Origin of the sequence: Novosphingobium subterraneum (assembly GCF_000807925.1) — a bacterium.
Taxonomy (GTDB): Bacteria; Pseudomonadota; Alphaproteobacteria; order Sphingomonadales; family Sphingomonadaceae; genus Novosphingobium; species Novosphingobium subterraneum.
Window position 1 is genome coordinate 43412 of sequence record NZ_JRVC01000022.1, and the last position, 17953, is coordinate 61364.

The window sequence follows — 17953 nt, forward strand, 5'->3', positions numbered from 1 at the left end:
CAACGGAGGCAAGGTATGCGTTGGCAAGCGAGGCGGACGTTACTGCATAACCAGTAGCGGGCGGAAACGGTACGGGGTTTGAATCAAGCAGTGTAACCCTGCGTTACAATTGAACGACCTCGCACATTTCGTCCCCGAAGTCATGCAGCGAAATGTCTTCCACGCCGTCAGCGCTTACCTTCGTGAGCAGAATTTCCCCGGCCACCGCGCAGTCAAAGGCGTCAAATTTGTGCCGCCGCTGAGCGTGCACTAGATCCATGAAGTCGGCGTGAGGATTGAACTGCGCGGGGTCAGGCAAGTTGCGCTTGATGTGCGCCCCCCAGACCTCCGTAGGCGGCACCATCGGCATGATGATCGTTCGTGCAGGATACCAGGTCCAAGGCTCCCGGCCCGAAGCCTCGCCGTCCTTCGCATGGGTAAACATCGAGAAGCCAAGAGGTCGCCCCAGCTGGCGTGAATAGTAGGCCGCAACCCAGCGCGAATAGTGCGCATCCTGATCAAGCCCCGCGCCTTCGTGAACCTCCCGAACGAAATCGCGGAAGGCATCCAGCGAGAACCCCTCAGACGAGCTAGCCCATGGGTTCAGGCGAAAGACATCAATGAGTGTATTGCCACTCCCGACGCACGCCAGGGCAATTGGAACGTCTGGTAGAACGATCGACTTGGGCAACTTACCGATGAGCCGGCCATCGGCTCCGAAAAAGCCAGAGTCGGTCACAATGTAAGCAGCGTCAGGCTGCACCAGCAGATTGGCAATGCTCACAGATAGCTCTCGCTTTCGCCAATGAAGTCGCGGCTTGCGGTCGCGGGTATGTATGCACTCTCGATGCCTTGCGCTTGTGCAGTCTGGGCCACCAGATTTGCAAAGCCTACAGGGTCGCGCTGGCGAAATTTGCTGGCTGTCGCGGCTCGCTCGATCTGGTCAAGGAACCCCGCAGTCTGCTGAGCCTCTTCGGCATCCCTGACACGCCGTTCGATGCGCGCCTGCGCCCGAGCCGTCTCAGGCGCTTGAGCCTTGCTTGCGAGCGCTGATGCACCGCCAAGGGCACCAGACATCACAAGAACGCCTAGCGCCGTCTGATAGGCCGCTGCAGGCCTCTCAGCGAAGTACTGGCCCCAAGTCTTGTCTGGGTTCGCAATGGCCGTGTCTACCGCATCCTGCGCGATCGTCGTGGCTTGTTCCGTCGCCATCTCCTTGACGAAGATCTCCGCGAGGAACTTGCTGGTCGCACCCTTGCCGAATCTGGACACGACTGCCCCCATGGGGATCGCCTCAAACCCGGCTTCGATGGTTCCCTCAAGCAAACCACCTGTAGTCGCTTCGTTCACGGTCCCGCCGCGCACGCGATACTTGCCGTAAGCCGTCGTTCCCACCTGCGCGCCCGCAATCGCCATAGCAGGGACCGGAGAGCGCGTCAGGATCGATGCACCTATTCCGGGTGCCATCTGTGCCAGCGAAGCAAAGCCGCCATAGATGCCGCGTGCAGTCTCAGACTTGAAAGCTGGCGTTGCTTTTTCGACGTTATCCTGCGCCTGAACAAAATCCGCTTTGAGCCGGTCGGAATATGCCTTTCCGCCCTGCATCCACTTCGGAGCTTCAACCCGGTCATCAATCATCATGGACAACGCGGTGTCCATTTGCTGCCAGCCCCCCACAAGGCTCTGCCAAACGCCCTTGGCACTGTTCCAGAGTGAAGGCTCGACAGGCTTCGGAGCGCTGATCGAATAGCCTCGAGAAAGGTCGCGTTCGGAGAAAGCATGGCCAAGCATGCCCAGTGCCTTCGTATCGTCAGCCGCCGCCGCCGCATCGCGAGGGTTCGCCTCTGCCCACGAACCAATGTGGGGGAACAGCCGCGTCATGTTCAGGAAGTTGGTAGCTTGGTCAGCAATCTGCAGAACCTGAAGCTTGGGATCAACCACAGCGGCAGGCAAGCCTCTTGCCCGCGCTATGCGGTTGGCCTGCGCAGCCTGGTCGGGGGCAGGGGATGCGCGCAGGGTCGCGCCGAGCATGCGCCCGCGCCGCCGCTGGATTATCGCGTCGAATTCGTTCCCGTCCGCCTCCGCCTTGATTGTGGTGACCGGCTCAGGTGCGGGCCGGAAGGTGTTGAAGGGGCGTTCACGCTTGCGGCGCACGATTTCATCGAAGGGGTTTTCACTCACCGTCCGGAAACTCCTTCGACGTAAAGCACTATGCGGTTGGCGTCCGTGACCGGGAGGCCATTGCGCCGGAGCGCGGCATCAATCTGACCGAGGGTCGCCTGCGGGATATCCGACACGGTAAGGTCATGGGCGGGAATGGACTTTTCGTTCGTGCCCCACAGCAGCCCCGGACGCTTGGCCACGACAGTGCGGGTTGCGAGCGAGAAGGCGTCTTCCAGTTCCTTGTCGGTTGGCATCCGCTTGCCCCCCGTGGCCTGAAGGATATTTGCCTGCATGAGGCCGAAGGTTTCGATGAAGTCTTCTTTGTTCTTGTCGCCAGTGAGGTGCATGTCGGGCGTCGCGAACGTGTTGATGTGACCCGCGATTGCCGAGCGGATGCTGACTTCGTTGCCACCGCGCTGAATCTTCGCCTGGTCCGCATCGAGGCGCGCCAGTTCCCCCGGCGTAAGGCGCGAGGCCGAGCGCGTCAGATCCAGACCCGCGAACTGCTCCGGCGCTTCGATGGCGAGACGCTGCAGCCGCAGGAATTCGGCACCGTTGGCCGCGACTGGCTTGGGAGCCGCGTTCGCCTTCGCCATGTCAGAGAAGGACGCGGTCGCATCGATGCTCATCCGGTCCCGAACAGCCTTGGGTATTTGATCGAGCGACTTGAAGTTGTCGCCCAGGCCGAGCACCACCTTCTTGGCCTGTTCGTCGGCTTCACGTTCCTCGCGAGCGTCGATCGAGTCCTTCCGCGAGAACTCCCGATCAACCCATTCCTTCGCACGCTGCTTCCGCTCAAACGACCAGTCAGGATTGTTGTCGATCGCGGCATAGGCCGAGCGCTTGTCCCACTCTCCCGCAGCCTGAGACGACGGCGCATTCTGTCCGATGAACTGCAGAGGGTCGACCGGCTTCCCATTCTGGCGGGCAACAACGTGCACGTGCGGACCGGTTGTGTGGCCAGTCATGCCTACAGGTCCAAGCTTGGTCCCTGAAGTCACACGATCGCCGCGCTGGACGCTGTGCGTGCCTAGGTGAGCGTAGCTAGTGGTCAGCCCGTTGCCATGGTCGACAATCACGAAGTTGCCCGATCGCGCATCCGAGCCGACCGCAACAACCACCCCATCGCCCATAGGTGTAACCGCCGAACCTTCAGGTGCAGCGAAGTCGACGCCGTTGTGAGAGCGGCCTTTGCCACGATCCACACCGTAGGTAGACGTTACCCGGCCATTTTGGACAGGCGCGCTATACTTGGCTCCCGGCTTGGCCGCAGGAACAGGACCGCCTTGCGATATCGCCCAGTCGGCATCGCCCGCCGCTTGTCTGGTTTCGATCGCACCCCGCAGCGTTGCCGAGACAGCCGTCTTGTCGGCCAGCGTCATCTTGCCAAGGTTCGCCCGACCGTAGTCTAGTGCCCCGTCGACATCGCCTTGAGCGTTGCGCTCTTCGACGATGCCGCGATGCACCGAGCTTTCGTATTCGTGTTCGGCTTCGCTGATCGATGCTTCGTCGCGACCGAGAAGCCGTTCCTTATCCCGGATGGCACCCCGACCGAGTTCGATCTGTGCATTGACGGCATCGATCGACAGCCACTGCCGCGCCGCTTCCTCGCGCGCTTTCGTGGCCTGGCTGATGTAGCTTTCTTCTGCAGCTTCCCGCGTCTGGGTGATTTCGTGCTGCGCCAATTCCGCTCTGTACGTGGCGAGGAAACCATCGGTGCGCGACTTGAGCAATTCGCGCGCACGTGGGCTGCGAGACTGCCCAAGCATTTGCTCGCGCGCTTTGAGAAGCTCCTCTTCCGCCGACTTGTAGGCCGCACCGGCATCGAAGCCCCGCGATGCTTTGGCCTTGGCCAGTATCTGCCCCGCTGCGTCCTGAAATGCGACCGCATTGGTTCCGGCGTCGGCCTTGTCCTGTTCGATCGCCAGCGCGTTCTTGACCTCCGCGTGACGCTGCAGGGCTTGCCCGACACCATCGAGGGCACGGGCAACCATCTCGCCGCCCGTCGGGCCTGAAGGGGCACGAAACCGCGCCTCTATCGGCGCAACACCCTGCGTAGTCGGGCTATAGACCGGAGCGCGGGGCATCAGAAGATAACCGGGTTGCTGAGGATCGTGCCCCTAGCGCTAGGCGTCAGCCGTGACACGTTCTGCCACTTCTTGGCGTCCTTCATCTGGCCGTATTGCGAAGCCCCGCCAAGGATTGTTGACCCCATGTCGAGTGCACCACCGATCAGCGCGCCGGTTGCCTGCGACCGCGCCATGTTGGCCTGAGCGGTGAAGTTCGACGCGCTGATGTCGCGGGACTTCACGGCACGGTCCCCCGCTGTGTAGATGCGCTGGACATCTTCGCGGCCAAGCATCTCGGTATCGGCGACCACGTCTGAAGCGGTCCCGAAATCTAGACCGACACCGTTTGCAGCGGCAGCGAGACGTTGCTGTCCCTGTACCTTCGAAATCTCACGATATCGGGCAAGGGCCGCAGTGCGGGTATTCGCCATCTCTTCTTGTGCCGCGTTGCGCTCCATGGCGGCGTTGCGGTCAGCAATCTTTGCCTGCGCACGCGCCTGCTGTGATGCCATGACCGCGCCGACACCAGTCGACACGGCAGACAAGCCCGCCGCCACCAAGGTTAGCGTCGCCGGGTCACACATTGGTCGCACCCCATCCCGAGGGGGGCAGCGCCACTGCCGAAACAGGGACGCTGCCGGGGGGAAGGGCTTGCTCTGCGGTTTCGAAGACACCGGAAATGTTGTTGCGCCGACGTTCATCTTCGACGCGCTCAGGCTGGGCCGTTCGGGCTTTCCATTCGGCCCGCTGATCCTCGTCGAGAGGCTCAAGCTTCCAGTCTGGCTTGCCGTCGTAGTCAACCTGCTGCTTCGGATACCAGAACGCCCCGTCGGGACGCTGCATGGTAACAAGAACCGTGTGCGTTGCCATGGCTCAAGCCTCCTTCGGTGCGAGGCGTGCGACATTGTCGCGAAGCTGCTCAGCGAACCGCTTTTCCAGTTCCGCCGCTGATCGTTCGCGGAATGCGCCGACCGTGCCCGAAAGCATCGAAGCGGGAACCTGATGATCTGCCATCGTGCAAGCTGCAATCCCGTAAGGCGACGGACCGTTCTGCAGATTGAGGTTGATGCCATCGAGAACAGTCGAGCCGCCATGCTTGTTGACGAATGCGTGCAGCACCTTGCGGATGTCGGCGGTTGCTTCCTGATGATCGGTGATCGCCTTGGCCAGCGCTTCGGCATGCTTGGCGACAGCATCGACCAGCGCGCCACGACGCTTGATGAAAGCCCCCACTTCAGACTGCAGGCTCTTGTGCGCCGCCGCCTTCGCTGCGCTTGCATTCTGCTGCCTTGCCACCTGTGCACCACGCTGCGCGGCTTCCAAATCGGCAAGCTTAGCCTTCATGGCCTCATAGTGGTCCTTGGCTTTCTTGGCATCGTCGGCACTTCCTGCGCCGGTCTGAGCCTTGAACGCCGCATGATCGCGCTCTGCTTCTGCGTAGCTGATGGCGCGCTCCAGATCGCGGCGCTGCGCCTGATAGTCCGTTTCAGTGAGAAGGGCAGTCATGGTATTCCCCCGATCGTCCACAGCCGGGCACCGCGCCAAGCCATTGAACATCCGAGGGATGTTGGGGCCGTTTTCCGCCTCTTTGAATCGCGGCTAGTCGATCGCCTTGAGGAACTTTCGAACGTCGGTCGCATTGCGCGAGGCTTGGCGGACGAGACGCCGCATCTCCTTCATCTCAGCCGTATACATCCCATGTTTCAGGGCGTTCTGATTGCCGCGCTTGGCACCCGGCGACTTGCCGCCATGTAGGTTGCAGCGACCATTTTTCATCGGTGCGCGACCACATGGCAGGCCTTTTCGGTTCTTTGCCCCGCAGGTTTTCTTGCCGTTCATGGGGTCGAATGCCCCTTGCGCGCACGCGACCGCCCCCCCTCCGGGGCAGCGACATTGCCAACCACAGCTTGTCCGCCCTCGTGAACATGGACGTGCTGCACGGTTACTTTCTGCTCACTAGTCTTGCCACGATATCGGCTCAGCGTTTCGACCAGCGTGGCAAAGGTGCGCGAGCATTTGTTGGCCTGGTTGATGTAGCCATCGCATTGCTGGACGTATTCCGTACTGTGGGCACGGGCAGTTGCGCGTAAGGCGAGACCGTTCATAGCCAATATCTGGTTCATGAGCATGCGCTCGATTTCGTCAGCAGCGCCGAGCGCATCTTCCTGAAGGACAAGCGCAACGCCCATGTCTTCAGGGCCGATCGTTTCCGCCACCTTTGTCGCCGTGCGCGGATCGACGGCGAGGCTATGCTCTGCGTTCCGCAATGCGAGCGAGGCGCGGGCTTTGTCTGCAGCCGTTAAAGGCGCAGCCGTTGCAATGGCGTTCGCCTCTTCAGGAGAGGCACCGACACCGATCAACGCCGCGATCTTCTCGCTGACCTCGGTCGGCAAAAGCGAGTTGGTTTCTACCTGCTCGGTCACTGGACGGTCCCTTCGTCTATTTGCCTCGCTGCCTCTGCAGCCAGGGCCACCTTCATGCAAAAGCGGTCCGGCTCGGACCGCTGCAGGCACAGGAGCTTGTATCGGCCCTTTGGTGTCAGGCGGTCAGCATCCGGCGCGCTCAGCGTATAGTCGGACACTTGACCATCGGCAGTCATGACCGCCGTGACGGTTCCGCCTATTGCCTGCCACTTGGTAAGCCACGACAGCGTTTCATTGACGACCAATTCGGCCACGCCTTCAAGTGGGTTGCTCATCGCCCAATGCCTCCGATGTCGTCGTCAAGTTCACCCGGTGCGAGCCGCGAAGAACGAGCAGCTCCGGTTCCACGCTCCTGCCGTGGTGCGCGCCGAGGTGCAGCGTCCTGCTGCTTGGGTTGCGAGACGTAGACGTTCCACGTCGGCTCCTCCGCCTCGCGATCGAGGAACGCGACGACTGAAGCCTTGCCCAGCCATCCCGAGAGGTAGCGATTACCGCTAGCGCTGGTGCGCTCGCGAAGGTCGAAGAGATGTACCTTACCGTCCTTCATAACTCACCCCTGAATTCCGTTGCGATCGTCCGCACCTTCAAATCCTCACCTGCGTCCCCGCACCACACCCCGCACCCCTATAGAGGTGGGGGTGCGGAGTGCGGGCATCCGTGCCTCCGCACCTGTCCGCACCAACCTTGCAAGGTGCGGAGATCATGCCGGGGAACCCACTTCGACGAACTTGCGAACCTCGCTTCGGTGGTCCTTCCGTTCCACCACGCGGAGCGCGCCGTTGCTGATCCACGTCCGCAGAAGGGATTTGATCCGCGCCTTGTCCGACACCTTTGAGAGGTCGAGGCCAACCGCCTCAGCAACCGCCTTGCCCACCCAATCGGTCGCTTGGCTGTTCTCGCGCCAGTCCGCCTCCGCGACCTTGCTCTGTACTGCACGCAGATGGTCGACAGTGATGTCTTCAAAGGGGTCGGGCAGCTTCGCAGGCACTGCGACACCCACACTGTCGCCGCCGTTTGGACCGTTGCCGAGACTTACCGACGCAAGATAAAACCAGTCTGCCTTTTCAGCCGGAGCGCGATTGTGCTTGTCATCGCCAACGCTGAAGTATCGCTTGCGCTCGCTGTCATCGAACCCAAGTTCCTGCGCCTTCTTTTCTTCCATACGGTTCAGGACAAGCGCTGAGCGAGTGGCATCTGTGAGCGCCACAGCGCCACGCGATGAATGAGCCGTTACGTTGCCCGCCCCTTGCTTACTGGTGTGGTGCACGAGCACGACGACACAGTTCGCATCGTGCGCAACCCTCGCCCAAGCCTTCGCAACCTTGTCGATAAGGGAGTTGGCGTTTTCTTCGATCGCATGGCTGGACACGAATGGATCGATCATCAGTACGTCGATGCCGCGCTTGATGATCTCAGCCGTGATTTGCTCATAGACCGGAGCAATCAACTTAAAGCCATCGCTTCCGTCGATTGCGGTACACAAGCCTGCGCCCTCCATCGCACAGTCGACAAAGAGACGGCCTTCCACGTCCTCCCGGCGTAGACCGTGATGCAAAGCCGCAGCCTGTATGGAACGCTCCATGTCTTCGAGGCCGTCCTCAAGGTTCCATATCCAGACCTTTTGGGGACCATCCCAGACCGTCTTTCCAAGCAGTTCCCGACCCGTCACCAGCGACATGGCGGCACCAGCCAAGAATGTGGTTTTGCCAACCCCGCCTGGCGCTACTGTTGCAGCAACCGTACGTCGCAGCAGCCAACGCCCAAAGACCCAAGGCCTAAGCGGGATGGTTTCTGGATCTCGCCATTGGTAAGGGGTCGCCTTGATTTGGGCTGGCAAGGTGGGGTCTGGCTCGATTGGCAACAGTGCCGCTTCCGCCAAGCTTTGCAGCTCGAAGCCGGAACCGCCGTTTTCTAGCCAATCCGACACATCGCCTTTGTCAGGCAATCCGGGCAAGGCAAGGCGCGCCACTTCTTTTGCAACGCGGCCAATAGCCTCCACACCAGCAATCGCGTGCGCAGCCCCGGCCTCGTCATTGTCCTGCAGAACCACGACCCGCCGCCCATGAAGGTGCTGACTGATGCAGTCTGCCACGGCATCGAACTTCCCGGCACCGCCTGGGTGAGTTGTCGCAACGAGGCCAAGGCTAGTCAGACGGTCAGCGTCCTTTTCGCCTTCACAGTAAAAGACGGGTTCGTCTGGATCTGCTGCGATCAGTTCGGGCAGGCGATACAGGACACGCTTTACGCCCTGCATGCAGCCCGTACGGCAGGCAAAGCCTCCCTGACCGTCTGGACCATGCTGAAGGAAGGTTTTGTCCTTGCCCCGCTGCTTTCGCTCCACACGAAAGACAGTGCGTCCGTCCTTGTCACGGTAATCGTAGAAGATCGACGAAGGCTTTTCGCCCTCTGGCTCCGAAGGGTCCTTGATACCTCTCTCTTCGAGCCATCGGAACGCGCTGGCATCATCCTTCGCGCCGCCCTTGTGCTTGATAAGTTCGAGCACACCACCACGCACAGAAGCCTCATAGTCCGAAAACCAGCCTTCGCGCGTGTTGACCTCTATCGAGCCGTGAGAGCCAAATCGAAACACACCGTCGCGGGGACGAGAAAACTTGTCGTTTGGCTTACCAAGCAACGCTTTCGCTACATCCTGCATCATCGGCGTAAGGTCTTGAGCGTGCACCGTCATGCCGCAGCGCCCCCACGCACTTCGACCTGAGGCCTCTGCACGATAGGCAAGCCCTGCCGAACATCACGCCGCACGAGCGCCTGCATCACGAGTTGCCACGTGCCGACATCGGTGGCCGTTGGCCCATCGTCGAGCAGATCGCGTCCGCCGACGAGTTCACCACGAAATCCGCCGTCGACGCGCACCACGACCCACGCACGGACCACGGGATGAGGGAAGGGCACAATGGAGCCGCTATGTCTCTTGGCGCTCATCCGACGCGCACCCCCATCATGGGCCGCAGGCGACGTGCTGCGAGCCTTGCGCCGAGTCTGCCGATCCTGTAGAATCTGGACTGTTCCGATGCCTGCCAGCTGAGAACAGCGCCCGCCTTGTGCGGGCGTTTTCGCTCCCGTATCACGCAGCAGCCTCCCGAGCGTTGATCCACGCATCGAGGTCAGAGCGGCTGTAACGAACACCGCGACCGCTCAGATACTTTCGAGTGAATACGGGGCCGTCACCCCTTGCGCGCATTGCGGCAAGAGTGCGTTCGTGGACGCCGATGTATCGGGCCGCTTCCGGCGCAGTCATCACTTCCATGGCTGAAACTCCAAGCTTCGGTTTCGCCATGTTGAGCATGATGACCACGCCGTTTGAATCGCGGCACGTTGTGGGATCGAGTTGGACAACAAGAGTCACGCGCCCACACTCTCCAGCCATGCCGCAGCGGTCGGACAAGGGATGAGGTCGGCGAGCGTGAAGCCCTCGGCGTTCAGATCCTCATCGATCGACGCAGGAGCCCACGGCGACTGCCACAGGCCCACTTGCCGGCCGGAATAGCGGCGGGCTTCATTCTTGATCTGATCGCGCTGCAACCGGCCTTCCATGAGTGCCAGGAACATTTCGCCAATGGTGTCGTCGCGAATGCTGCCGTCATTGATCCGGCGAGTTGCCGCCTTCAGCTCGTTGACGATCGCCAGCGCATCACGCCGCGCCATGCGCTGCTCGGCTTGCAAGGTTATGCCGTGCCCGCGCAAACGTGGATCGCCACGCAAGGGCTTCCTGAGTTTATTGGCAGTCACAGTACTGCACCCAAGGGCACGAGCGACCTGCTCGACCGTAGCGCCCTCTCGGAACATCTTGCGAGCCTTGCGGTGATGCTCTGGCGTCAAGCTGGGCGGCGCGATGATGTTTGGCTGCAGGCCCTGCTTCTGGCGCCAACGTGTAGCGCCTGACTGCGTGACGCCGAAGCGCCGCGCAATGTCAGTGTCGGACGCACCTTCGCTGTGCATCTTTCGCGCTTCGTCGCGATCGATCTTACCGGGCATGGCTGGCCTCCCGGCTCAGGCGCTCGACGTCACCTGCGATGGCCGACAGCACTTCGAATGAAGCCTTGGACCCATCGAAGAAGCAGTCTGCGCAGCCCATCCTCAACTTGACGGCCACAGCCTCCAAGGTCGGCGCAGGCGTTATGAAGAGGGCCTTGAGCGTGTCGTAGTGCACACTGGTGAGGGTGTCGTAGCCCTCTTCCCGCTCCAGTACGGCAGCGTAGGCCGCAGCCCCGGCATCATGCGCATCGAAGACAGGCTTCGCGTCCTCATTGTAAAACCGTTCTGCGATGTCGCGAGCTTCGCTCTCAACCTTGAGAGCAGCCTCCCAAATGCTTGCGTTGGTCGACATGATCATGCCTCCTTCGCAGCTAGCGAACGGATGAGGTTCATCACCGCAGGCTTGCCGCCACGGGCCTTGAGTTCCGCAAGCAAATCGTCGCAGCGCCCATCTTCTGGCCACATGATCCAAGGCGTACCTGCCTTGACCACCCATTCCCCACCGCAGCGCACAAAACGAGACAGCCACCGTTCGGCATTGAAGCTAGGCGACGGCTTATCTCCGGTCAGCCGAACCAGATCTGCAAAGAACGCCAGAACGTGCCGCGTCGGTGGCGTTGAATCCAAGTCGCAGAACAGGATATCGGCCTTCACACGCAACTGATCGAAGTCGTTCGCGGGTTCGAACATCACCGCGTTCTCCGCCTGCACCAGCGCGTCGGTGATGTAGTCGTTCGCTTCGTTGCTCTCGTCGGGTTCGGTGTGCATTCGCTCCAAAGCGAAGAGATAGCGGGCCAATGCGCGCTCGAATGCCGAAGGCTGCGCGTTTGTCTCGGGAGCAAGATCAGACATGGCTCAGGCCTCCCCGAACAGACGGCGGATGTCGTCGGACACCTGCTTGATTTGACCCGGGTTGATCGATGAGCCGTCCGCCTCCTCCTGAAGCCGGTCTAGCTTCCACAACACTGCCTGCATGCTGGGTGCGTTCATGCGAAACAGACTATCCTCGGTGTCCGTCAAGACATCGCAGAGTTGGTCGAGCGCGTCGCAGGCCGGGTCTTCAGCAGCTTTGGCGTCGAATTCCTGAACGGCCCGATCATATCGAGCCTTTCCCTCGTTCCATGCGCCCTGAAGTGGCCCGGCGCTATCTCCCGAGAGTAGGTACTCCCGAATGCTTTCGATGTTTTCGGGCGTCAGGACGCGCATGATCTGCGCCGCCATGGTGCGGTCTGCACGTTCAGATCCGGTCTGGAGCACACCAAGCCACAGCTGCCCGCCAGGCGTGAGGCAATAGCCACCGCCGCAAGCAGTGAAGAGAGCGATGAACGAGCGCGGCGAAAACGGGCGCTCAGTTTCGCGGGCAAAGTCCGCCCGATGCTGGAGTACAGCCATTTTGACAGTCCTTTTTAGTGAGTGGCGCGATCGTGCGCCTGTGGAACTTCTTGAGTTCCCCCACGCTTTGGCCTAGGACTGGTGCGTCGGCTCCTACACTGACACCCCAGCCCTCGCGCCTCACCGCGCGGGGGTTTTTGGTATCATGCCGCCTCCGAGCGGAATGCCGCTTCGAGTTCGGACTTGCGGAAGAAAAGCTTGCGGCCTTTCCGGATCGCCGGGAGCCGTCCGTTTTCAACCAGATTATAAACCGTGCGACGCGAAATTCCGCAGTAAGCGGCGGCTTCTGCAGCACCGGAAATCAAATCAGCGTTCAGCATGCCTGCTCCTTTCAGATACGAACAACAATGTATCCCTATTACGCCTTGTTCCGCTGGCGTGCAAGAGGTATAGACAACTTTGTATCTAAAAAAGGATGGCGAGTGCAGTTCCGTGAGGTTGAAAGCGTTCTGGCGCACCTGATTGGGGTTTTCCCAGACAAGCGCCCCCGCTTCCAAGCGCGGCTTAAGCAGCTGCAGCGATTGAAGTTCCCTGACGGCGTGAACGCGGGGAAGACCGCGCGCACAGATTATCGAGCAGAGCAGATTTTTAAGCTCGCCCTCGTTCTAGAGCTATTGCAAGCGGGCATCACTCCAGAACGGGCCATTAGCTTTGTCAAAACATGGTGGCTGAAGATTCGGCGCGGAATAGTGCAGGTACGCAACGAGCCAAGGCCCATTTCAATCGTGTTTTGGCCAAAGGACTTTGGTGGTCTAACCGATGCAGGGGACGATGAGAAACTCGCTTGGACTTCAAACGGCTGCGCCTTGATGACATTGGACGCGGCTGATGAGCGCGACTTACTGGAAACTGCAGCAGTTCTGACTGCCCAACCGCGCACCGTGATCATTAATCTGAGTCGCATTTGGCATGAAATAATTAACGGAGGAGCGCTGCCTGAATCGGGCGTTGCCGAGATTAATGCTGATGTCGCGGCATGGGAAAGCGATCCTTCCTTGATGGAAGGCGTCATCTAGATGGCAATCCGTAAGCGCACTTGGACTGCACCAGATGGCACTGAGAAGACGGCTTGGCTGGTCGATTACAAGGATCAGGCCGGGAAGCGCCGCGCTAAGCAGTTCGCGCGCAAAAAGGATGCAGAGGCGTGGTCGACCAATGCCGCGTCAGAAGTGCAGCGCGGAGTGCATACCCCCGATAGCACTTCGATCACCGTTGCCGCCGCAGCCGAGCAGTGGGTCAAGTCCGTTCGAGCCAATGGTAGAGAGCCGACGACCATTGCCGCCTATGATCAGCACGTCCGGCTGCACATCATCCCCAAATGTGGCGCGTTGAAACTCAGCCAGCTTACGGCCCCCAAGGTTCGCGCCATCTTGGACGAGTGGTTGCTGCATCTGTCCCGGCCAATGGCCTTGCGCGTGCTGCGATCCTTGAAGGCGATCATTGCTGAGGCGCAGGAACGCGGTCAGGTGGCTCAGAACGTCGCGCAGGCGATCAAGGCCAAGACGGCAACCAGAGAGAAGACGAAGGCCACACCTCCAACCAAAGCTGATTTGCGCGCAATCCTGAAAGCAGCAGAAGCGGCAGAAATGAAAGCGAGGGCGCTGATCGAACTCGCTATCTTTACCGGAATGCGTGCCTCCGAATTGCGCGGCTTGCCTTGGTCTGATGTAGACCTGAAGCGGGGCAGGGTGACGGTATCCCAACGCGCCGACGCACAAGGCCACATAGGCACGCCCAAGTCTGAAGCAGGCCACAGAACAATCGCGCTACCGCCCCGCGTTGTAACTGTTCTCAAGGCTTGGAAGCTGGCTTGTCCTGCTAGCAAGCTGGATCTGGTCATCCCGAACGCACGCGGCACACCAATGCCATACCGGACCATGATGGCCAATCTGGTTGACCCGATCCAGACAGCAGCCAAACTCACCACACGATACAGCATGCATTCGTTCCGACATGCGGCGGCCTCGCTCTGGATTGAGCAGAAATTGGACCCGAAGCGGATTCAGACGCTCATGGGACACAGCACAATTCAGATGACGTTCGATACCTACGGCCACCTGTTCGAGCAGGCCCGCAAAGACAGCGAAGATGCCGCCGCAATCGAGCGTGCACTATTTGCAGATGCAACATGAGTGCGACATGGAAGGCAAGAATGTCAGTTTCCGTAGCGTAAATATCGGATTGCAAATCCGTTTACGCCGGTTCGATTCCGGCTCGGGCCTCCACACTTGCCAGGGCTGCCGCTTCTTCAGTCTATCACCAGGTAATAGCCCGCGGCTTTGCTGGACGGATTCGTCAGCACGATCTCGAAGCGTCCGCTGAACAGCGGTGTCCACATGCATTCGCGGGTCCGTGCCTTGGCGGGCGGGCAGACTGGCCTGGCCTCACCGTCCAGTACCGTGAAATCGAGCGCGGCCTGTCCGGGCGTCGCCACGGAAACACGGGCGGATCGTCCCCCATCGAACAACTGCGGCAGGCGTACGGTTGCGCCCGGGTTGAGCATGCCCGCCTTGTATGCCGGCCCCAGCACGCGCCCGCGATAAGGCGGCGTATCGGGCATCACGGCCCTTGCGCGCCAGTTGGCCACCGGATCGGGCTCCCCGGGCATCGCGCGGGCTCCGAAGGAGTCTAGCGCGGCAAGGATCATGCCCAACTTCTGCGGATCGCCCTGCGAACTGTCCGCCTCGGCCAGAAGTGTAGCGACGGCTTCGGTCGGCCCTGAGGAATTGGTCAATACCACCCTCACTGGCACCTCACGGTCGGCACTCTGCGTCTTGGCAGCACGCCCGCCCAGCGCGGCGACGCAGGCAAGGACAGTCAGGGCAAAGGGTTTCATGGGGCAGGCTCCAGAATGAACTGCGCGCCGCGCGGGGCGTCGCCCAGCCTCAGGACAAGGCCGTGGCGTTCGGCAATGGCGCGTGAAAGGGCAAGGCCGAGGCCGTGGCCGGGTTTGTCGCCGGGCGCGGTCGCACGGGAGAAGCGTTCGAATACCCGGTCGCGCTGGTCGCGCGGAATCCCGGGGCCGTCGTCCTCGACGGTCACGCTTGGCCCCGGACGGAGGATCAGGCGCACACGCCCTCCTTCGGGCACGTACTTGATCGCGTTGTCGAGCAGGTTCGAAAGCAGCCGGGTGATCTGCATGCGCTCGCCCAGCATGGTCACGCCCGGCGCGATTGCGGTTTCCAGCGTCAGCCCGGCATCCTCGGCGCTGCCCTCGTAAAGGTCGGCAAGGCTCTCCGCCAGCGCGCTCATGTCGATCTCGGCAAGCCCTGCCAGATCGCCCCGGCGGCTTTCGGCAGAGGCGATGTCGAGCAGCGAATCAAGCATTGAAAGGATCGCCCGGATGTCCTCGCGCGATTGGCCGATCGGGCCGCCCGCGTTCTCGGGACGAGCCTGCATCGCTGCCCCCAGCCGATTGTCGAGGTGCATCAGCGGCGTCCGCACCTCGTGCGCGACATGCTCTGAAACCTGCTTGTAGGCCTTGAGCAATTGCGCCTGCCGGGCCAGCAGGCGTGCGCCGTGCCCCGCCACCTCGTCGATCTCGTCCCCCCCACGCTGACGGGCGGGAAAGCTCGCGGCGCGTCCGTCAGCCGCCGCGCCCAGTGCGGCGTTCACGGCATCCATGCGGCGGGCAAGATGCCTGGCGGTGATCCACGCAACGAAGGCCACCGCACCGACAATCGCCGCGCCAACCGCCAGGAACGCCGCCGAAAGAACCGCCAGCGCAGAGCGGTCGCGGTCATATTCGCGCGCTGCCAGCAATTGCAGGTCCGGGGCAAGCCTGGCTCCTTGCGCATAGACCTCGGTGCCATCGGCCAGCGTCACGAACCCCTCTTCGGAGCGCGCGGAGTTGATCTGCGGCCAGCGGCGCACGTCGCCCGCCAGCAGCCGCCCCGCACCATCGGCAACCATGTAATGCGAACGCCGCCCTTCAAGACTGACCACGGCCTGCCGGTCGGCCACCCGGCGCAGCAGTTCCTCGCGGCCGGCCGTTGCGTAGATATCGATCAGGCCGGCGAGGTCGGTCGAGACGGTGGCCGAAAGCGAGGCCCGCGCCTGGCGCTGCACGGTGATCGTGGTGACTGCGAACAGCACGCCCACGGCGATGACCGCGATCAGTATCGAGGCTGTCGTCAGCTGGCCAAAGATCGACCGTGCCCGGACGCGCGCTGGCTTCATTCGCCTCTCGTCAGCCGATAGCCCGCGCCCCAGATCGTCTCGAGCGCAGGCGCGGCAAAGCCGTCCTCGAGCTTGCGGCGCATGCGGCCGATGTTGACGTCGACGACATTGGTCTGGGGATCGAAGTTCATGTTCCATACGTCGCGCAGAAGCATTTCGCGCGTCACCGTTTCGCCCGCGTTTTCCATGAAATAGCGAAACAGCGCGAACTCGCGGGGCGAAAGCGCGATGTGCTTGCCCGAACGGAATGCAGTCCGCGCCTTCACGTGGCATTCGAACGCGCCGTAGATGATCACTGCGCCGTGAACCGCACCCGCTGCGCGGCGGTGCAGCGCGCGCAGCCGCGCTACCAGCTCCTGCGGCTCGTAAGGTTTGGCAAGATAATCGTCGACGCCCGCCTCCAGCCCTTCGATGCGGTTTTCGCTGCGACCCAGCGCCGAAAGCATCAGCACTGGCGTGCCCACGCCGGCTGAGCGCAGGCGCGAAACGATGGTCAGGCCGTCGAGATCGGGCAGCATGCGGTCAAGGATGATCACGTCGAAGTCCTCGGCCCCGGCGCGCTGCAGGCCTGCCGTGCCGGTCTGCTCCCATGCCATCCGGTCGCCATCGGCCAGCACCAGGTCCTGCACGGCCTGCGCGGCGCGTGGATCGTCTTCCACGTAGAGGATGTTGAGATTGCCCATCTTCGCTGCCCCCGATCCGGCATTTCCCCTGGCCGAACCGTCCGGCGCGATCATTTCACGCCGGACGGTGGCCTTGCAACCCTTCGTTTCGCGGGCGTTTCAGCGCATGTCCTCGACCGAGACCCAGCCCTTGGTGCCGAAGCTGTCCTGGACCTCGATGAACAGACCTTGCCGCTGACCGGTGGGTGTGAGAGCGGTCCCGGCGCGCACGGTACGAAGAGCTGCGGACTTGAGATCGGCCGCGGCAAAGATCCTGGTGTCGATTGCGGCGGTCGCGCTGGCGGGGGCCGCCGGTGCTGGCGCGGCAGCCGGAGCGAGCGATGCGAGGGCGGGGCCCTGGCCCGACAAGCCGTTGAAAGCCTTGACGAAAGCCTCGATCAGCATCTGCCCGTCCTTGCTTCCGGCATAGGCCGCACCGGTCGCACCGCTGGCCACCGCGCCGATGGTCCCGCCGCCATTTCCGAAGGAAATCGTGGTCTTCTTGACCTCGCCAGAGCCGGAGGCGACGGTCTGGCCATTGGCCGGGCTGATCAGGCGGATGCCGGCGGCGACCACCTTCTTCTTGCCGCCAAACCCGCCGAACATGCCGAGCATCGAGCCGGCGCCCGGAATGCTGCGCATCATTCCGCTTGCAGCGCCCGAGCGGACAAGGCCTTCCATGGCGACTCCCTTGGCCTTTTCAATGGCTTGGTCGACTTCTTCCTTGTCACCGGCGATGACGTTCATCAGGAACGTGGCGGGCTTGCCGCTGGCCGGATCGTGCAGGGAGAAGCAGCCGGATTCTCGGGCCATGGCGGCGATCAGCTCGCGCGGGGAGGACAGGCCGTACTTGGTCCAGCCTTGCGTATCGCCATCCACGAGCGCGATCGAGCCATAGCTCTTGTCGCACTTGGTGAGCGTGACCGGCGGCTCCTTTTCGGCCGCCAGGGCAGCGGTGGAAACCATTGAAAGCACGGCGAAAGTCAAGGTCCTGCGAAGCATCGGTCTTCCCCTAGAAGGGGGGCTGCACCCCCGTGCGGCCCCTTTCCAACTCTCGCGAACTCTGCGGCAACTCCCCCTCAACTCCCAC

Annotated in this window: 24 protein-coding genes; 2 read left to right on the forward strand and 22 right to left on the reverse strand. The window is 61.9% G+C overall.

Going from position 1 to position 17953, the window contains the following annotated elements:
- Window positions 1-103: 103 nt before the first annotated feature.
- The 18 genes from NJ75_RS18295 to NJ75_RS23890 form a co-directional block, all read right to left on the reverse strand.
- Window positions 104-763: a hypothetical protein gene (locus NJ75_RS18295; RefSeq protein WP_039337076.1), complete on the reverse strand. Its 660-nt coding sequence runs from the start codon at window positions 761-763 to the stop codon at window positions 104-106.
- The gene (locus NJ75_RS18300; protein ID WP_039337083.1) at window positions 760-2160 is read right to left on the reverse strand and encodes a hypothetical protein; all 1401 of its coding nucleotides are present in this window, start codon (window positions 2158-2160) and stop codon (window positions 760-762) included. The genes NJ75_RS18295 and NJ75_RS18300 overlap by 4 nt, the downstream gene beginning before the upstream one ends.
- Window positions 2157-4229: a M23 family metallopeptidase gene (locus tag NJ75_RS23470; RefSeq protein WP_082013461.1), complete on the reverse strand. Its 2073-nt coding sequence runs from the start codon at window positions 4227-4229 to the stop codon at window positions 2157-2159. Before NJ75_RS23470 ends, NJ75_RS18300 begins: the two co-directional genes overlap by 4 nt.
- Window positions 4229-4795 carry a virion core protein, T7 gp14 family gene (locus NJ75_RS18310; protein ID WP_174544615.1) on the reverse strand — a complete coding sequence of 189 codons (567 nt, stop codon included), beginning with the start codon at window positions 4793-4795 and terminating at the stop codon, window positions 4229-4231. The genes NJ75_RS23470 and NJ75_RS18310 overlap by 1 nt, the downstream gene beginning before the upstream one ends.
- Complete coding sequence (locus NJ75_RS18315; RefSeq protein ID WP_039337085.1) at window positions 4788-5081, reverse strand: hypothetical protein; 294 nt, start codon at window positions 5079-5081, stop codon at window positions 4788-4790. Before NJ75_RS18315 ends, NJ75_RS18310 begins: the two co-directional genes overlap by 8 nt.
- A 3-nt stretch (window positions 5082-5084) precedes the next feature.
- On the reverse strand, window positions 5085-5717 hold the full coding sequence (locus tag NJ75_RS18320; protein ID WP_156135855.1) for a hypothetical protein: 633 nt from the start codon (window positions 5715-5717) through the stop codon (window positions 5085-5087).
- A gap of 93 nt (window positions 5718-5810) precedes the next feature.
- The gene (locus NJ75_RS18325; RefSeq protein ID WP_039337100.1) at window positions 5811-6050 is read right to left on the reverse strand and encodes an HGGxSTG domain-containing protein; all 240 of its coding nucleotides are present in this window, start codon (window positions 6048-6050) and stop codon (window positions 5811-5813) included.
- Entirely contained in the window at window positions 6047-6634 is a 588-nt protein-coding gene (locus NJ75_RS23475) for a hypothetical protein (RefSeq protein ID WP_052242635.1), read from the reverse strand. Before NJ75_RS23475 ends, NJ75_RS18325 begins: the two co-directional genes overlap by 4 nt.
- A complete protein-coding gene (locus NJ75_RS18335; RefSeq protein WP_039337109.1) occupies window positions 6631-6909 on the reverse strand; it encodes a hypothetical protein in 279 nt (92 codons plus the stop codon). The genes NJ75_RS23475 and NJ75_RS18335 overlap by 4 nt, the downstream gene beginning before the upstream one ends.
- Entirely contained in the window at window positions 6906-7181 is a 276-nt protein-coding gene (locus tag NJ75_RS18340) for a hypothetical protein (protein WP_039337117.1), read from the reverse strand. The genes NJ75_RS18335 and NJ75_RS18340 overlap by 4 nt, the downstream gene beginning before the upstream one ends.
- 153 nt (window positions 7182-7334) lie before the next feature.
- Window positions 7335-9323 carry an AAA family ATPase gene (locus NJ75_RS23480; protein WP_082013462.1) on the reverse strand — a complete coding sequence of 663 codons (1989 nt, stop codon included), beginning with the start codon at window positions 9321-9323 and terminating at the stop codon, window positions 7335-7337.
- Window positions 9320-9577, reverse strand: coding sequence for a hypothetical protein (locus tag NJ75_RS18350; RefSeq protein ID WP_156135856.1), 258 nt, complete (start codon window positions 9575-9577; stop codon window positions 9320-9322). The genes NJ75_RS23480 and NJ75_RS18350 overlap by 4 nt, the downstream gene beginning before the upstream one ends.
- A 142-nt stretch (window positions 9578-9719) precedes the next feature.
- Window positions 9720-10001, reverse strand: a complete 282-nt coding sequence (locus tag NJ75_RS18355; protein WP_211257959.1) for a helix-turn-helix transcriptional regulator — start codon at window positions 9999-10001, stop codon at window positions 9720-9722.
- Window positions 9998-10630: a hypothetical protein gene (locus NJ75_RS18360; protein WP_039337122.1), complete on the reverse strand. Its 633-nt coding sequence runs from the start codon at window positions 10628-10630 to the stop codon at window positions 9998-10000. The genes NJ75_RS18355 and NJ75_RS18360 overlap by 4 nt, the downstream gene beginning before the upstream one ends.
- Window positions 10620-10982 (reverse strand): hypothetical protein, encoded by a 363-nt coding sequence (locus NJ75_RS18365; RefSeq protein ID WP_156135857.1) that lies wholly within the window; start codon window positions 10980-10982, stop codon window positions 10620-10622. Before NJ75_RS18365 ends, NJ75_RS18360 begins: the two co-directional genes overlap by 11 nt.
- A gap of 2 nt (window positions 10983-10984) precedes the next feature.
- On the reverse strand, window positions 10985-11428 hold the full coding sequence (locus NJ75_RS18370) for a hypothetical protein (protein ID WP_156135858.1): 444 nt from the start codon (window positions 11426-11428) through the stop codon (window positions 10985-10987).
- 57 nt (window positions 11429-11485) lie between these two features.
- On the reverse strand, window positions 11486-12022 hold the full coding sequence (locus NJ75_RS18375) for a hypothetical protein (protein WP_039337128.1): 537 nt from the start codon (window positions 12020-12022) through the stop codon (window positions 11486-11488).
- A 143-nt stretch (window positions 12023-12165) separates the two neighbouring features.
- Window positions 12166-12342, reverse strand: coding sequence for a helix-turn-helix domain-containing protein (locus NJ75_RS23890; RefSeq protein WP_082013463.1), 177 nt, complete (start codon window positions 12340-12342; stop codon window positions 12166-12168).
- 27 nt (window positions 12343-12369) lie between these two features.
- On the opposite strand from NJ75_RS23890, the gene NJ75_RS18380 reads away from it, so the two are divergent.
- Window positions 12370-13038 carry a hypothetical protein gene (locus NJ75_RS18380; RefSeq protein WP_156135859.1) on the forward strand — a complete coding sequence of 223 codons (669 nt, stop codon included), beginning with the start codon at window positions 12370-12372 and terminating at the stop codon, window positions 13036-13038.
- Window positions 13039-14154 carry a tyrosine-type recombinase/integrase gene (locus tag NJ75_RS18385; protein ID WP_039337133.1) on the forward strand — a complete coding sequence of 372 codons (1116 nt, stop codon included), beginning with the start codon at window positions 13039-13041 and terminating at the stop codon, window positions 14152-14154. It begins immediately after the preceding gene.
- A gap of 116 nt (window positions 14155-14270) precedes the next feature.
- On the opposite strand, the gene NJ75_RS23485 is transcribed toward NJ75_RS18385, so the two are convergent.
- The 4 genes from NJ75_RS23485 to NJ75_RS18405 all read right to left on the reverse strand — a co-directional run bounded on the left by NJ75_RS23485 (window position 14271) and on the right by NJ75_RS18405 (window position 17865).
- Window positions 14271-14858 (reverse strand): hypothetical protein, encoded by a 588-nt coding sequence (locus NJ75_RS23485; RefSeq protein WP_052242637.1) that lies wholly within the window; start codon window positions 14856-14858, stop codon window positions 14271-14273.
- Complete coding sequence (locus NJ75_RS18395; RefSeq protein ID WP_039337135.1) at window positions 14855-16201, reverse strand: sensor histidine kinase; 1347 nt, start codon at window positions 16199-16201, stop codon at window positions 14855-14857. The genes NJ75_RS23485 and NJ75_RS18395 overlap by 4 nt, the downstream gene beginning before the upstream one ends.
- The gene (locus NJ75_RS18400) at window positions 16198-16884 is read right to left on the reverse strand and encodes a response regulator transcription factor (protein WP_039337291.1); all 687 of its coding nucleotides are present in this window, start codon (window positions 16882-16884) and stop codon (window positions 16198-16200) included. Before NJ75_RS18400 ends, NJ75_RS18395 begins: the two co-directional genes overlap by 4 nt.
- 99 nt (window positions 16885-16983) lie before the next feature.
- Window positions 16984-17865, reverse strand: a complete 882-nt coding sequence (locus tag NJ75_RS18405) for an SH3 domain-containing protein (protein WP_039337137.1) — start codon at window positions 17863-17865, stop codon at window positions 16984-16986.
- Window positions 17866-17953 lie beyond the last annotated feature (88 nt).